The organism is Mucilaginibacter kameinonensis (assembly GCF_003675385.1).
Taxonomy (GTDB): domain Bacteria; phylum Bacteroidota; class Bacteroidia; order Sphingobacteriales; family Sphingobacteriaceae; genus Mucilaginibacter; species Mucilaginibacter kameinonensis.
The window spans coordinates 408,518-425,222 of the sequence record NZ_RCWZ01000004.1; the positions used below are offsets into that span (position 1 = coordinate 408,518).

Genomic DNA, 16,705 nt, shown 5'->3' on the forward strand with positions numbered 1-16,705 from the left:
CAAAACACATTGCGCTTTCCCTGCTATCCCGCAGTAATATTTTTGCGCTTCGCCCATCTTTTACAATTGTTTCAGATCAGCATCGAAGCGATAGCTTTTACCTTTTTGAGTTTCGATATCAACTGTTTTTCCGGCATAATTTAAGCGACAGGTTTTGCCCAATTTTGAAAGTACCTGCAGGTTTTTCAAGCGGCCATTTTGCCATTCAAAATCCAGCACAAAGCCGCCCCTTGCACAAATACCTTTAATGCTACCTTGTGGCAAAGCAGTTGATAAGGCTGGCAGCAATTCTATAGCATCGCCCTGACTTTGTAAAAGCATTTCGGCTAAACCTGCCGCGCCGCCAAAATTTCCATCAATCTGAAATGGTGGATGTGCATCAAACAGGTTATGATAAACGCCGCCCTTCTCTTTACCCGAACTTACATCGGCTGGCGAAAGCAGTTTGGTTAACATGAGATAAGCATGATCGCCCTGGTGCATCCGCGCCCAGATATTTACCTTCCAGGCAATGCTCCAGCCGGTACCTTCATCGCCACGGTATTTCATAGATTTTTCGGCGGCATTCAATAGTTCCGGCGTTTTAAAAGTGATATCTGTTCCGGGATAAACGCCCCACATGTGCGAAACATGACGATGAGTATCAGTGGTATCATCTTTATCTTCCATCCACTCCTGCAACTGGCCATACCTGCCAATTTTATTGGGTGCTATCTGGCTGTATTTCAACTTCAGCGTATCGGCAAAAGCCTTATCAATGTTAAGCACTTTAGCTGCTTCGATGCAGTTTTTAAACAAATCGCGGATGATCTGGTGATCCATCGTTGGCCCGGCAACCAAACCGCCATGCTCGGGCGAGTTAGACGGCGTGCTGATGAGGTATCCTGTTTTAGGATCTTTAACCAAAAAGTGTACGAAAAACTCCGCGGCACCTTTCATTTCGGGATATGCCCTTTTTTGCAGAAAATCCTTATCGCCGGTGTATAAATAATGCTCCCATAACTGGTGGCAAAGCCATGCAGCCCCGCTAACCCAGATCCCATGATTGGAGGCGTTAACAGGTGCCGCCCCACGCCACAGATCGGTATTATGGTGCAATACCCAACCCGGGGCACCGTAATGCTCAACCGCGGTTTCATGACCCGTTTTTGAAAGATCATCGACAATACTAAAAAACGGCTGACTACAAGCCGATAAGTTGAGTACCTCAGCAGGCCAGTAATTCATTTGAAGGTTGATGTTGGTGGTAAACTTGCTACCCCAGGGCGGCGTAAGCAGGTTGTTCCACAAACCTTGCAAGTTTGCGGGCCCGTTGCCCGGTCTTGATGACGAGATCAGCAAATACCGGCCATATTGCGCATACAAGCTGATAAAAGAAGGATCAAGTGATTGGCCAAATTTCAGGATCCTTTCATCTGTCGGCAGCTCCGCATTTTCGCCCTTGCCTAAATCGATAGAAAATGTATTGAAATACCTTTGATAATCTTTAATGTGAGCAGCTTTGATAGCCGCATAAGTCTTGTGCGTTATTGCTTCTATTTGAGCTTTGCAGATAGCCTCGGGATTGCCCGATACATCATGATAGTTTTTAAAATTGGTTGCCGCTGTAAGGTAAAAAGTAGCTTCGTTAGCTCCTGTGACTGATATATTCTTCGGACTTACCACAACCTTACCAACCGCGACCTGTACATACAGGTAGCTTACGCCACGCAAAACACCACTTTTTATTTTTAAAGATAGCGCCAGCGTATGGTCATCAACTTTACGGATAACATAGTTTTTTTGCAGACTACTAAGCAAAGCTTTCACGCCGATTTTGCCCGGTTTATCGGCAGTTAAATGTACCGCCATCACCTGATCCGGTGCACTGCTGAAATACTCGCGACTGTAAGTAACACCATCTGCCTTATAACTCACATGGGCGTTAGCATTAGTAAGATCAAGGTCGCGTTTGTAATCCGTAGCCTCCTGCTTTGGAAATTGCAGGTACAAATCAGCGAAGGGCTGATAATCGGCATTGTAGCGGGGATATGCAGGTGGGTTATCATCCTGTATAAAATATTTCCACTGTCCGGCAAGGCTAATCGCATCATTTTCACTTCCTTCGGGATAAACTGATAAAGTTTTAGCGTTGCTCGTAAAGCCACCCTTATCATAAAAGTTGATTACCTGTACTGCAAGCCTATTCTCACCGATATGTATTTTATTTGCCGGGATAATGTATTTCCGGTAGGCGTTACCCGAAGTTGTGCCGATGTAATCTCCATTAAGCCAGGTGCGGTCGATATCTCGTATCCTGCCTAAACTGATCACCACGTTCTTCCCTTTCCAATCAGCCGGAACATTAAAATGTTCGATGAACCAAACTGCGCCATCAACTCCTTCAAACCCTGGCGAGACTTCCCATCCCTGTTCTGTCGGCAAATTGATAGTTTTAAAATTATCATCATGAAACAGCTCGTCTTGCGGCAAATGGTACGCACCTATCATCTTAAACCACCTTGCAGAATCAGCAGCATAAGTAGCTTCATCGCTCTTCGTACCCATAAAATGTTGTTGGGCCATGGCCTCTGCTTCGGCTTGTTTACCATCAGCAAGGAGCTTACGGATGGGCTCCAAATATTTCACGGCACCTTTGCGGTTATAGTCGCGCGGGCCGCCTGTCCACAGGCTTTGTTCGTTATACTGGATATGGTCTTCGGTAACGCCGCCATAAATCATGCCACCAATGCGGCCATTACCTATGGGTAAGGCATCCGTCCATTTTTGAGCGGGCTGTTTATACCAAAGCTTAAGGGGTTGCTGGGCAAAAGCCTGTACAACTCCAAACATTAACATAGCGATATAAAAACTTTTCCTGCTATTCATAAACATCAGTTAAAAAGCCAGCGTAAATCTTTGATATTACCTTCGTTGCTTAAGCCGGCATCGTACACCGGCACATTGGCCTCCGCATCAACAATGCCCAAAACCAAGGCCGCACCTTTACCCAAGGTAAGCGTATTTGAACCCGCTTTAAAGGTGTAGGTATGGATATTTACAGGCGGCAAGCCATCAATTTGAATGGCATTGGCAATCTTGATATCTGCCTGACCATAATCGTTAGCGCTGGCATCTGTTTCCAGTTGTGGTTCGGGCAGGTATTGAGGCATTTTACTGTTGAAAAAGCCAACCAATACCTTTACCGGTTTATCATTTTTAAAGCTGATGGTTGTGCCATTTTTATGCTGATCAGCCTTAGATAGCTTTGCACCTTTTAAACCCGCCAGTTCTTTCGCGATATTTTTGATTGCCGCTGATGTATCGGCAAATACCATCTCACCGGCGTTGACTTGATAGCTATTATTTTCAAACTTCACAGGCGCATCTTTCAAAACTGCAACCTCTTTTTGCTTTTGCTGTGTTTGAGGCGATTTCAGCGAATCAATATTGCGTTTAAAATTGTCAAGTTCCTTTTGGTAAACTGGCAAAAGCTCGGCCCAGGTTTTCATTTTGGCATCGTTGCCCCCAACCGGGATTTTGCGCTGCTTGGTTTGCATGCTGTTGGCATACAGGTAAGTGTTTTCGGTTAATTTCACCAGTTGTTTATAATAATCCAGACTGGTTTGCAGTTCGGGCAAAGCCTTTTCAAGATCGGCAACATTATCCGAATATTTATAGCGCAATACCCATAATGCCGCTTTTGCCTTGTAGGCATAGTTATTGGCCATGGCGTTGTAGCAATACATGTCGTTTTTTAGGCGGTTAAACTCCGCTTTATCTTTAGTTACCTTTGCAGACGCTTCGTTAATAGCCTCAACCGCCTTTTGTCCCTGTACTATTACGCTATCGATCACCTTAACCGGCGTTTCGCCGATATGCGGCTGGTGTTTCCATTCTCTCTCGGCATATTCGCTCATCATTTCACCAACCGGGCCCTCTGAATTGTACAGCAGCGAAAACAAACCATATTTTTCGGGATTAACCAACTGGCTCATCAGCATGCCCAAAGTCATGGTTTGGCGGTTGCCATCGGTAATACCAAAGCGGCGCAGCAGTTCGGGCGAGATATTGCCCGATTGCTCATATGCTTTCAAAACAGCCTCGCCATGAGCCTTATCGCATCCATATTTATCCGCCAACTGCTTTGCCCAATAACTTATTTCGCCGACCCTGTCCCGCTTGCTATCCCAGGCATAGCGCGACCATGCTTTATACCAAATCCAGTCCCTGTCTAATTGCAATAAGCGCTCGCCGCCGGTATTATCGGCAGTATAAGGCCAATCCCAGTATGATGCCTGCGGATACAAGTGCAGGGCATTAGCTCCGTAAATTTGATGCATAGCCTGTACACATTTCTGAATAAAATCGGCCGAGCCATAGCGGAAAGGCTCCAGGTTGGCCATGATATGCACATTCTCTATCTGTACGGTTCCAATACTACTCAGCGTACGATGCAGATCGGCCCATGGGCCATGCGGTTCATAAGTAGTCAAGGCCTCGCCGTTATACTTTGCTTCGGTGTATAAATTTGAATAAAGTGGCTTAGCATATTTCATCACAGCAGGGGCGTCCGTGTCATGTGCACGGAGCACAATCGGCGGTTCATCAGTGCGGCCCAAAGCTTTTAATCCGTCCTTTACCCCCGGAATAATGGTTTGGGTAAACCAGTCAATATCATCCTGACCAACACCTTCCATGGCCTCTCCCAACGTAACCAATAAACCAACGTGAGGGTATTTTTGTACAAAGGCTGCGATAGATTTGCGGGTATAATCGGCTATGATGGGTACAATATGGCGGTTCCTGTCCTGCGTTTTCAGGTTGTTTTTTTCGGCGAAGGGTTTGGATACGATGATATTATAAAATCCCTGAATAAGCCAGATGCCGCGCTTATCAGCTTCATCGGCCAAAAAGCTATAGATCTCTTCATTTTTCTTAAAAGTAGCATCATCAACTTCCACGGCATAAGGATATTCCTTTACCCGCACCAGCGAGGCAAAGGGGTGGCCGTTCCACAAATACAGAGAGTTCATGCGGTTATACGCCAGCGAATCCAGGTAACGGATCCATAAAGCTTTATCATAAAACCATGGGAAATTTTGAGGGGTGTAAGGGTACTCATAAGTACCGCGACCAGGAAGTAGCGCAGGTTTTTGCACCCCGATACAGGTCCCTCGCAAAACCATTTCGGGCTGATCATGCAGATTGATATTTACCGGAAGTTTTCTATTTAAGGCGATCCTATCCGCCAGTTCAAGACAGCCGTAAAGCGCACCGGAATTATCAGCACCCGCTATCAATAGTTTATTTTTTAGGCCGTTATCACTGATGATAAAACCCTCTTTTCCGGGACGATTACTTGCAGTACCAGCCAGTTTCTTAACCGGGGCATCCGTAAGTAAACCAACAACTATAGCATTGGCTGAAGGAAGTGTGCCTTTATATGCTTGTTCGGTAACCGAATACCCGGCATGTTGCAAAGCCAGCGTTAGCTTTTGTACGCCATAACTTATCCTTGCGTGATGCTGGGGCAAAGTAACGATGGTAATTTTTTTAAATTGGTTTTGAGCGTGTGAAGTTGAATAAAAACAAAAGATCAGCGTAAAAAACAGCAACAGGTAACGGTTGAACATCTTCATTTTCATTCGTATTAAAACAGGCTTACCAAAGCCCGTTTCGTTGATTTGAATGAAGGCTTTAGTATCTTAAATGATACCCAGGGTTTTGAACTTAATTGGTTGTATAGTATTCAAAAATATCAGTGCAAGGCTGCAATTTCATCTGATATTTTCTCTATCTACTATACGATATTATCATCATTAAAGTCAGCAAACCAACAAACAAGAAAAAATGAGTCAAGATTAGCCCGGAAGCTTAACCAGGATACGTTTCAATTGCGCACTCCGGGATATTTCCTTACCATCGGCATAAATAATAAAACCTTTGCCTTTATGGTATTTGGTACCCGTTTTATCCCATACCACGCTGATGGTATGACCGTGATAAAGCACATTATCCAGCGCAAACCATTTCCACTGGTTTTGAGGGATAAGCGGGAAAACTTCTAACATATTATCTTCACGTGGTTTCAGGCCAACAAGATCATTGATCACCAGATCACAAAATCCGGAGTGGTTGTAATAGCTGCTTCGCGGGTTATCGCCTTTAAGCCAGTAGCCGGTCTTTTCGTCCTGGTATTCGCCAAGGTAAGGTTGCCCACGCTTAATGTGCGAAAGGGCATATTTGTGCAACTCGTCATAAAAAATACCCGGCGTCATATTGCCCCTATTTTGATAGGCGGTAAGCAGGTTGGCCAGTCCTTTTAAGGTTTGCGTAGTAGCAAAAGGCCATACCGCACCGTCCCACTCGCAGCCATGCCCGGTACCATGGGTACGGAACAGGGGGTGCCTGCGTTCGGCTGTGGTAATGCCCCAGGGAGCTTTGAAACCTTTATCGTCAGTTAACTGATCCCATTGTTTAGCATAGGCTGCTTTATCATCGGGCAGGTTAAAGTACCAGGGGATAAAACCCAGTTCCTCGCGGGCACCGGCAAAATGTCCATCGGGTTTGCGTACTTCAAAAAAGGAGGCACTATCGTTCCACAAGCTATCCTGCACCAGTTTTTTCAGGTCGATAGCTTTTTGTGTGTATTTTATTTTCAGCGAATCATTGCCGGTTAAGGCGGCCATTTTTGATAGCGCCAAAGCATTACCATACATATAACTGTTAATGGTAGGCCGGATGTTTTTGACTTTGCGCCCCCCGCTGATACTTTCTTCCATGGCGTCGCGCACATCAAACTGCCAGAACAATTTGGATGGCAGCTGCTTTTCCGTTTCCCAAACGTGGTAATCGGTGTTAAGCAAAGGCAAAGCCTGTTCAACAAAGTGTTTGTCAAGGTTTACAAGATAGTAATTGTACACTGCGTCATCAATCCAACTGCTGAAAGCATGCAAATGCGGCTTCTTTTGCTTAGGATCAACATACAGCCAGAAGTTAATATACTGGTTTATATATTGCGGATCATGCAGCCAGCGCCCTTCGTAAACCTGGTGACCAAGCGCACTGCTTGAACTGTTATAAACACCGGTAAAGCTAACGGGAGTTATAAATTCGGTAAAAATAAAACCATCTGGTGTTTGTTTCAGGTGTTTCCGGAATGTCCACCAGCGGTAATAATAGATTTTTTGAATAGCCGAATCCGGACATTCAAATAAGGGTACATTTTTGGATAACCATTCGTAGGCATGATCGTTGGTGATGTAATTTTTAACCATTTCGGTATCGGCTTTGTTAAAGCTGTTTACATACGTTTTCAGCTTGTCAAAACTCAATACACGCTTTTGCTGTGCAAAAAGATTACCCGCCACACAAAAAAACAAACTAATTAAAAATGCCCTTTTCATCATCGCTTATACCTCTACAATAGCCTTAATAACTCCATTTGCCGGGTTAAGCCAGCCTTCAAACTGATCTTTTACTTCATCAAACTTTAACCGGTGAGTGATATAGGTCTGCGGGTTTACCAAACCACTTTTCATTGATTTGATCACATGCTCAAAATCCTCGCGGGTAGCATTACGGCTGCTCATCAACGTGCTTTCGCGTTTGTGAAACTCGGGGTGACTTACAATAATATCATCACGCTGTAAGCCAACCAGCACATACCTGCCGCCATGGGCCAGGTACAAAAACGCGCCATTAATAGCTTTTTGATTGCCGGTAGCATCAATTATCACGGTAGGCATATCGCCATTGGTGATCTGTTTAAGCCGCTCCGTTACATCTTCGTTTTTTACGTTGATGGCATAGTTGACTTTAAGGTTTTCACGGCAAAAATTCAGGCGTTGTTCGTTTACATCAGCAGCTATAACCTTTGCGCCGGCAATACGGGCAAACTCCATAATACCCAGACCGATAGGTCCCGCGCCGATGACCAGTACAAACTCGCCTGGTTTTACATCAGCTCGTCGCACACCATGCGCACCTATAGCCAATGGCTCAACCAATGCCAGTTCGTCAAAGCTCAATCCCTCGCCATGAACCAGTAAATGCGATGGAACCTGCAGGTATTCGGCCATACCGCCATCGGTATGTACACCGCAAACCTGGATATTTACGCAACAATTTGGTTTGCCCGAGCGGCAGGCAATACAATGCCCACAATTGAAATATGGGATAAATGTAACGGCCTCGGCCTTTTCAAAACCTTCGGCGTCGCCTGCTTCAACCAGTTCGGCGGCAAGCTCGTGGCCCAAAATTCTGGGGTAACTAAAAAAGGGCTGGGTACCTTCAAAGGCATGCAGATCGGTACCGCAAATGCCTATGCGTTTTATTTTAAGCAGCGCATTACCCGGTTTTAATTGCGGAGCTTCGGCAGTGCCGTACTCCAGTTGACCGGGCGTTGTACAGGTTAGTATTTTCATTGGCTTTTCGTCGTGTTTTTATCCCGTTTCCGTGTCCTCACGGAAACCCGATGTTTTTTTACTATGGTTGTTCTCTTTTCATTCCATATCCCCCCTCAATACCTGTCTACGGGTGTTCGTGAGGACACGAACACGGGGAGGAGGAAATTAAAGCGAAACCCCTCTTTTCCAGGGAATAAAATCATCCTGCCCGTGCCGTACAGCATGAACTTCAATTTCTCCGCTGGCTACTTTTACCACGTAATCCAGGATACGTTCGCCGGCTTGTTCAATGGTTTCGTCACCTTCTACAATAGTACCGGTATTGATGTCGATAATATCGCTCATACGGTTATATAACGCCGTATTGGTAGCAATTTTTACAACAGGGGCTATCGGGTTGCCGGTAGGCGTTCCTAAGCCCGTAGTAAATAATACGATATTAGCGCCCGAACCAACTTCGGCCGTGGTCGATTCCACATCATTCCCTGGCGTGCAAAGCAGGTTAAGTCCGGGTTGTGTTACCTTTTCGGGATAATCCAATACATCTGCCACCGGCGATGTGCCGCCCTTTTTAGCCGCCCCGGCCGATTTGATAGCATCAGTGATCAATCCGTCTTTAATATTACCCGGCGACGGATTCATGTAAAAACCGGAACCGGCTTCCTCTGCACGTTGGCTGTAAGTACGAACGAGATCAGCGAAGCGATCAGCTTTAGATTTATCTATACAACGGTCAATCAGGTTTTGCTCAACACCGCAAAGCTCCGGAAACTCGGCTAAAATAACCGAACCGCCCATAGCCACCAGCAGATCTGAAGTATAACCAATAGCAGGATTTGCAGAAATACCCGAAAAGCCATCCGAGCCGCCGCACTCCAAACCAATAGTGAGTTTACTTAGCGGGGCCGGCTTACGGGTGTGCTGATTAGCCTGCATCAAACCGGCAAGCGTTTGCCTAATAGCCAGTTCCATCAAATCGGCCTCTTTCCCTGTTTTTTGCTGATCTAAAATGTATAGTGGCTTGTTAAACTCCGGCGAGCGTTTATTGATCTCTTCCTGCAAAGTTTTCACTTCGGCATTCTGGCAGCCTAAGCTCAAAACCGTTGCACCGGCTACGTTGGGGTGAGTAATATATCCTGCCAGCAAACCACAAAGCGCCGTTGAATCCTGACGGGTGCCCCCGCAGCCGCCGGTATGTGTTAAAAACTTAATGCCATCAACATTTGGGAAAACTTTGTTACCGGCATTTTGGGCGGTATCGCTGCCTATTTCGGTATATAAAACCTCATCTATTTCCGCGCCAGCCTTTATTTTACCAATAAGCTCCTGCGCTTTGATCTCATATGTTTTTTTTCGCCCGTAACCCAGCGGTTTTACCAATGCTTCCCGCAATACTTCAATGTTGCGGTTTTCGCAAAACACCATGGGTACTACCAACCAGTAATTTGCCGTACCCACGCCGCCATCTTCACGATGATAGCCACTGAATGTTTTACCCTCCCATTTGCTGATATCCGGCTTGTGCCAATCGATATGGCTTTGGCCTGTCAAAAAGCTGTTTGCAGCGTGCTTAACATTGGCCGTACTTATCAAACCACCAACCGGGATCGGGCTTTGGGCCTTGCCTACCAACACGCCATACATAATAATTTCGTCACCTTCCGGGATCTCCACGATAGCGAATTTATGTTTGGCCGGAATCAGTTCTTTTACGGTATATGTTTTATCCTGGTAAGTAACCTGCTCATTAGCCTGTAAATCGGTAAGTGCTACAAGCACATTATCGGCAGGGTGTACTTTTAATATATTCTGTTTCATTGTTATTCTGTTTAAATAGCGCGTATGGCTAATTCTCCCTCTTCATTAATCAATTTAAACTGACGTGTTACGGCCTCGGTAAAGCCGGATAAAGTTGTCAGGTCAGCATCCCAAAGGCTTTTATTTTTTAAGATAGCAGCTATCGCGGTTTCAGCATCAGCCCCGCTCCATGCTTTGCTCAAAGTAGGCGCCTGATCGTCAGTTACCGTGTAGTTATCTGCATGAGCTATACCTATGTATTTGCCTTCGGCGGTTTCCGTGATCTGCATAAAGCGAATAAAAGCCGCGAAACCGAGGGCCATCATTTGCGGTGCTTTATTGTTTTGTTTATAGTAGTTCAATAATAACGGAATAACCCGCATTTTAATTTTAGTAGCGTATTGTACCGAAATACTTAACCACTCATGCCTGATGTTGGGGTTACGGAACCTGTCGAGCACTTTATTACCAAAATCGCGGGCTACATCTTCATCAATTTGATAAGGGATGGATGGCATAATTTCGGTGAACATCAGTTGGGTAATGAACTTGGTGAAATGGGCATCGTCCATAGCTTCCTTAACGGTATTGAAGCCAGAAAGGTAGGCTACAGCGCAACTTAACGTGTGCGTGCCGTTAAGTAACCTTAGTTTCAATTCCCTGAACAGTTCAATATCTGGGGTGATCACAACACCTTTATCAGCCTGGGCAAACGATAAAACTTCGGCTATTTTTTCATCGCCCTGGATAGCCCAAAGGCTGTAAGTTTCAGACATGATGCTCAGGTTATCGGTATAACCACGTTCTGTTTCCATGGCTTCACTAAGCTGCTGATCAGGCCTGCCGGGAACGATCCTATCTACCAGCGAATTGCAAAAGCTATTGCTGCTCTCCAGCCAGTCCATAAACGCAGGTTCAAGCTTATTCAAATGGGCAAGCTCCAGTACTATAGCTTCCAGTTTTTTGCCGTTATCGATGATCAGCTCGGTTGGAATGATCACCAGACCGGTATCCGGTCGGCCATCAAATGCCCTGTAACGCTCATATAAAATAGCCAGTAATTTGCCGGGGAATGATACAGGCGGATGTTTACGAACATCCTCCTTAACCAGTTGAATGCCTACTTCAGTTGTATTGGAAATCACTACTTGTAAACTTTTACTGCGGGCTATCTCCAGGATCTCTTCCCACTCGTTTGAGGCAGACAGCACACGACTTATCGCCGAACAGATGACCTGCTCGTTAACTTCTTTACCATCTTCAATACCTTTTGAGTAAATGGTATACAAACCGTCCTGCATATCAAAATCCGTGGTCGAACCTTTGTCGGTTGATTTAACAACGGCTACCCTGCCGTTGAAAATGCCCGCGCGGTTCGCCTTATCAATAAAGTAATCGGGCAGGCCACGCAGCAATACGCCCGTGCCGAATTGCAGCACTTTTTCAGGCAGATCGAATACATTTGCAGGAGGCAGTTCGCCTGCCGGTACAGTGGTTTTGTTCAGGTTATATCGTGATAATATCATTTGCTTATGGATTGTAAGGGGTTACTATTTTTTTGTTTGAGGGATTTGTTTAACCAGCCAGCTCACCAAATCGTTAGCTGCTTTAAAATTGTCATATTCGGGAGGCAGTTTCCGGCCGTCTACATATTCGTTGTAAAACCAGGGGTCACCAACGACAAACACGGTGCCTTTACCATATTTGGCAGTGGCTACGATAATATCCTTGCCATTGGTTAGCTGCGGAACTGCCGGGTTGCTTAGCTGCAGCGTGCTTAACTCTTTGATGTAGACTTTGCGGGCCGTTTTAAAGATAGTGTTGCCGGCAGGAATATTAACAGCACCCTGCTCAAAGTTACGCCCAACCACTTTGTTAATGCTATTTTGGTTAAAACTGATGCCAAACCTCGCCATCAATTTGTTCAGATGTGTAAACTCTGCATTGCCGGTATCATTATTTAATACCACCAGTACACCGCCATTTTTCACCCAGTTACCGATGGCTTTGCTATGCGGCTCTTCGATATATTTAGCATCCGGGTTTTCCTTTGGGATATCAGGGTCAACAATAATGTAAACTGAAGCTTTTTTCAGGTTGGCATCTTCCGGCGCATCATTTAAAGTCTGGGTATGCAGACCGTAATTATTAAAGATCTGCTCAAGGAACGAAAAACCGTTAGGACTCAGCTCATCCCACTTGTAATGATACGGAATACTTTTACCGGTAACATCTGTGCGGTGCTCATTGTTGAAGTAGCTATCCAGCAGCACGGTTTTGCCTTTTCCCAGGTTCAGGTTAGCAAGGCGTTCCATTTCCACACTGGCCAACATAAACGCACCAACGCCTTTAGTTTCATTAGTGATGGTTTTAACGCTTGTGTAATATTCGTAGCTACCATCGCGATAAGGCTCGCCGCCCAGGCCCACCGCACCTGCCGTACCTTTAAGATTTACCTGCCCGGATGCATCTGTTTCGATAAAGTTTTTGATAATACCATCATAGGCTTTTCGGGCAACCGGTAAATATTTTTGAGGCAGATATCCTTCCCTTACACCTTTTGCCAGTGTATAAACAAACATGCATGACGCGGACGCTTCCAGATAATTGCCTTTTTTAGCGCCCTGATCAAGCACCTGGTACCACAAGCCCGAAGCTTTGTCCTGGCTACCTTGTATAGCCACAGCAAGGCGGTTTAAAATAGCTACTAACGCGGCACGTTTAGGATGATTGACAGGAAAATACGGCAACACATCAACCAATGCCATGGCATACCAGCCATCGGCTCGGGCCCATAAACTTGCCGATAAGCCAGTTTGCGGGTTTGCCCAGCGTTCTTTTTTACTTTCGTCCCAGGCATGATACAACAAACCTGTTTTGCTATCACGCGCGTGTTGTTCCATCCAGATAAACTGATCGGCTATCTGGTCAAAATCCGCATCCTCATGATAAACAGAAGCGTATTCGGCATAAAAAGGTTCGGCCATGTACAAGCCATCAAGCCACATTTGGTTAGGATATCTTTTTTTATGCCAGAAACCGCCTTCGGGTGTTTTAGGTTGCCCATCCAACTGCTTACGAAGCAATGAAGCTGCTTTATAATACTTTTCTGTATTTAATACCCGGTGCAGCAGCAACAAGCTCCGGCCCGAAAGGATATTATCCAGTGTATAATCATTGGCTTTATAGGTGCGGATATTCCCATCAGCACTTACATACCTGTCCATTGATTTTTGGATATAACCGAAATACTCGCCCTGTGCCGATTGTTGCCACACGCTTTGCAAGCCCAACAAAACAATCCCCTGATCATACGACCAATTGGTACCCGGCAATGAATCTTTCCAGATATGCAGAGCGGTATTAGCCATGCGTTTTGACCAGGGCAGTGTCTGCGCGCTAATCCCCAAACCCGTAAACAGGAATACAGCTAACAACCATATTTTTTTCATCGTCCAATTCATTTTATCAGCGTTACATCCCATTTATCGTTCCCGGCAAGTATGTTATTCAAAGTATATTTTTTCGCTTCAGCATTCGTCAATTGGCGCGACCATGGTGCCCGCTTGCTTACATCGGTACCCTTGCTTTTGTATTCGGCAAAAAATGCGGTCTTTTCATTTTCGGGGTTACGCCAGTTGTCCCAACCTGTGGCGGAGATTTGGGTATCTATCTGCGTATTGATGAAAACCGATTTGGCATACGGTCGCCATGGTCGGCCCAGGAAAACTTTTTTAACAGATGTATCAGCCGGGATCAGCTTACAAGCCAGAAACACAAAGCCAAACTGCTGCCTTGCTGTGGTTGCCGGTGCGGTTATAAAAGAGTTTTTAAGACTCCTGATCACACAGTTTTGAAAAACAGCGGTGGCTTCGCCAAAAATAAAATCGGTAGTACCTTCAATATAGCAGTCCTTATAAAACTGGCGACTGCCCTCCGTTCCCGCGTATACCGTATCCTGGTTACCCAATAGCCTGCAATCGATCACGGCACACCTATCACCTTCAATATGCAGGGCCACAGCCTGCCCTACCGGTCCGGCGGCATTTGCTATGGTTAAATTACTGGCGGTAAAATCGTTGCCCTGAACCAAAACCGTATAGGAAGTATAGGTTGTAAACTCGGCTTTTCCGAAAGCATCCTTGCCCTGAGGGTTTGGTTTACCGGAGAAATCGCTGTTGGTTATGATGGTTTCATTTTGATCCTCGCCCAACAGTTCGATATTACATTTCCAGGAGGGGATCACCAGTTTTTCCTGGTAAATACCTGCTTTTATATTGATGACAACTCTCTGTTGCGACAGATCGCGAACAGCGTTTACCGCCTGCTGGATGGTTTTAAAATCGCCGCTGCCATCCTGCGCTACAGTAAAATGATTTGGATATGTAACCGCCTGTGCCAGCAGCAAAGCAGGTACAAAAACAATCCACATCAATAGCGCCGCCCTCTTCATTATTTTGAACTAATTAAAGCGTTTTCCGCCGCTCCTGAACTAAACGCTGCTTTGTTTTTAGCTTTCGAGGTATCTGTATTCAGTAATTTTATTTGCTGTGATTTTTTCCCGCTGATCCTGAACAGTAGCTGTGTATCGCCATAAGTGATATGATCGAAGCTTATATTACTACTATTTTGAATGTTGATGAGCGGATTGGTTTCCTTACTTTCGAAATGGATATTTTTCAGGGAGATATTCTGTGCTTCAATCACATCCGCTCCTTTAGTAGTTTTGAACGTACTGTTTTCGATGTGGATGTCCTTAATTCCCATCTCAGGTAGCCCCCTGATCATAAGCGCTTTTTCGGCGCCATTGCAGGCCACATTGTTTACATAAAATTTGCGGAAAGATGGAGTAGCTTCGGTTACCGGTACAACGGCCTGGTCATTTACATCGCCATCTTCGCCGGGCGATTTACCGCCATAGTACATATCAAACAAGATGGCCTCATGAACAATATCTTTCATGGCGATATCCTTAATAAAGATATTTTCGACCACGCCACCCCGGCCACGGGTAGTTTTAAAACGCAAACCAATATCCGAGCCTATGAATGTGCAGTTAGATACAAAAATATTCCTCGCCCCGCCAGACATTTCGCTGCCTATCACAAAACCTCCGTGCGAGCGGTAAACAACATTATCTCTCACAATTACATTTTCGGTAGGTTTGCCCCGTTTGCGGCCTTCCTCGTCCCTGCCCGATTTGATGCAGATACCATCATCGCCGGCATCAAAAGTACTGCCTTCTATCAGAACATTCCGGCACGATTCAACATCAATACCATCACCATTCTGCGCGTTCCAGGGATTTCTAACCTTTACGTTTTGCACCGAGAGGTCTTCGCACAATAGCGTGTGAATATCCCAGGCAGGCGAATTCTGCAGCGTAACGCCCTGTAGTAATACCTTTTTACAATTGGTAAGTACCAGCATATTGGGCCTGAAAAAATCTTTAAAGGCTTCGTTGTCCTTTATGGTTTTGCCGTTGCCTATCACACCGGCTCCGGGAGTTTTTAATCCGTTAACATAGCTTTGGGACGGATACCAAGCCTTGCCATGTTCACTTACCACGCCTCCCGAGGCCACCAGTTTATTCCATTCGGCTTCGGTTAGCCTGTCTTTGCCTATGGCCCGCCAAACTTCGCCATGCCCATCAATGACACCCTCGCCGGTAATGGCAATGTTTGTAAGATCTGTTCCCGAAATCGGCGATTCATTACGTACGGCGGCGTGACCTTCATAATTGCCTTCAACAAGCTTGTATTGGGTTTTATCGTCGGTAAATTGCAACAACGCAGCACGGCTTACATGCAGGTTAACATTACTTTTCATCACCAGCGGACCAGTCAGCCATAATCCCTGTGGAATAAGCACTACCCCACCGCCTTTGGCGCTGCAGGCAGCTATGGTTTTGTTGATACTAACCGTATTCAATGTAATGCCATCGGGTTTAGCGCCGTATTTTAAAATGCTGATGGTGTCTTTTTTAAACACAGGCTTGCTCACCTGCGGCAAATGCTGCCAGGAGTATTGCTGTACCTGTGCCTGCGATGTAACACAGCCTGCCAAAAGCAAAACCACTACCCTAACCGTTGTTTTTATTACCGACATGTTTTTATTTTAAAACAGCTATTTATCGCCTTATAATTGGATGCAGGATTGTTAAATCCCAAACAAGATTAAAGGCTGAGGGCAATAAAAAAAAGGAATTGTCCAACTAAAAAAGCGCAAACGTTCCCAGAAACGTTTGCGTAAAATTTTAAGCGGTTTGAAAACATAGCCGGATTGCTAAGTTGGCCGGACGGACACATCCCGCCAATTTGCACCGTCAGTTGCTGTTCAATCAATACACGGGAGAAGCATGTTTGAAAGGGTAGCACCTACGGCGCAAAAAATCCAATCTGTTATTCTGCTACAAACAGGTATCCCCTACGGGGAATTAAGGTCTGATAAAAATTATGCTCATGGGGATTGGGCCAATTTGAAAACATAGCAGAATCACTATCCCAGTTGGATAGCAA

The 16,705-nt window shown here is 45.4% G+C and carries 9 protein-coding genes; all 9 read right to left on the bottom strand.

Annotation, left to right across the window (positions count from 1 at the left end; translation table 11 throughout):
* Positions 1 to 60 precede the first annotated feature (60 nt).
* On the bottom strand, positions 61 to 2,868 hold the full coding sequence (locus EAH55_RS19965; RefSeq protein ID WP_244228270.1) for a glycoside hydrolase family 95 protein: 2,808 nt from the start codon (positions 2,866 to 2,868) through the stop codon (positions 61 to 63).
* Positions 2,869 to 2,873: 5 nt separating this feature from the next.
* Complete coding sequence (locus EAH55_RS19970; protein WP_162996970.1) at positions 2,874 to 5,621, bottom strand: alpha-d-galacturonidase; 2,748 nt, start codon at positions 5,619 to 5,621, stop codon at positions 2,874 to 2,876.
* Between the two features lie 222 nt (positions 5,622 to 5,843).
* Positions 5,844 to 7,391 (bottom strand): MGH1-like glycoside hydrolase domain-containing protein, encoded by a 1,548-nt coding sequence (locus EAH55_RS19975; RefSeq protein ID WP_121811210.1) that lies wholly within the window; start codon positions 7,389 to 7,391, stop codon positions 5,844 to 5,846.
* A 3-nt stretch (positions 7,392 to 7,394) separates the two neighbouring features.
* Positions 7,395 to 8,408, bottom strand: coding sequence for a zinc-binding alcohol dehydrogenase family protein (locus EAH55_RS19980; RefSeq protein WP_121811211.1), 1,014 nt, complete (start codon positions 8,406 to 8,408; stop codon positions 7,395 to 7,397).
* Positions 8,409 to 8,555: 147 nt separating this feature from the next.
* On the bottom strand, positions 8,556 to 10,208 hold the full coding sequence (locus EAH55_RS19985) for a UxaA family hydrolase (RefSeq protein WP_121811212.1): 1,653 nt from the start codon (positions 10,206 to 10,208) through the stop codon (positions 8,556 to 8,558).
* 11 nt (positions 10,209 to 10,219) lie between these two features.
* A complete protein-coding gene (locus tag EAH55_RS19990) occupies positions 10,220 to 11,713 on the bottom strand; it encodes a tagaturonate reductase (protein ID WP_121811213.1) in 1,494 nt (497 codons plus the stop codon).
* Positions 11,714 to 11,737: 24 nt separating this feature from the next.
* Entirely contained in the window at positions 11,738 to 13,639 is a 1,902-nt protein-coding gene (locus EAH55_RS19995) for a glycoside hydrolase family 88/105 protein (RefSeq protein WP_121811731.1), read from the bottom strand.
* 8 nt (positions 13,640 to 13,647) lie between these two features.
* A complete protein-coding gene (locus tag EAH55_RS20000; protein WP_121811214.1) occupies positions 13,648 to 14,640 on the bottom strand; it encodes a pectinesterase family protein in 993 nt (330 codons plus the stop codon).
* Positions 14,640 to 16,295, bottom strand: a complete 1,656-nt coding sequence (locus EAH55_RS20005; RefSeq protein WP_121811215.1) for a glycoside hydrolase family 28 protein — start codon at positions 16,293 to 16,295, stop codon at positions 14,640 to 14,642. Before EAH55_RS20005 ends, EAH55_RS20000 begins: the two co-directional genes overlap by 1 nt.
* Between the last annotated feature and the right edge of the window lie 410 nt (positions 16,296 to 16,705).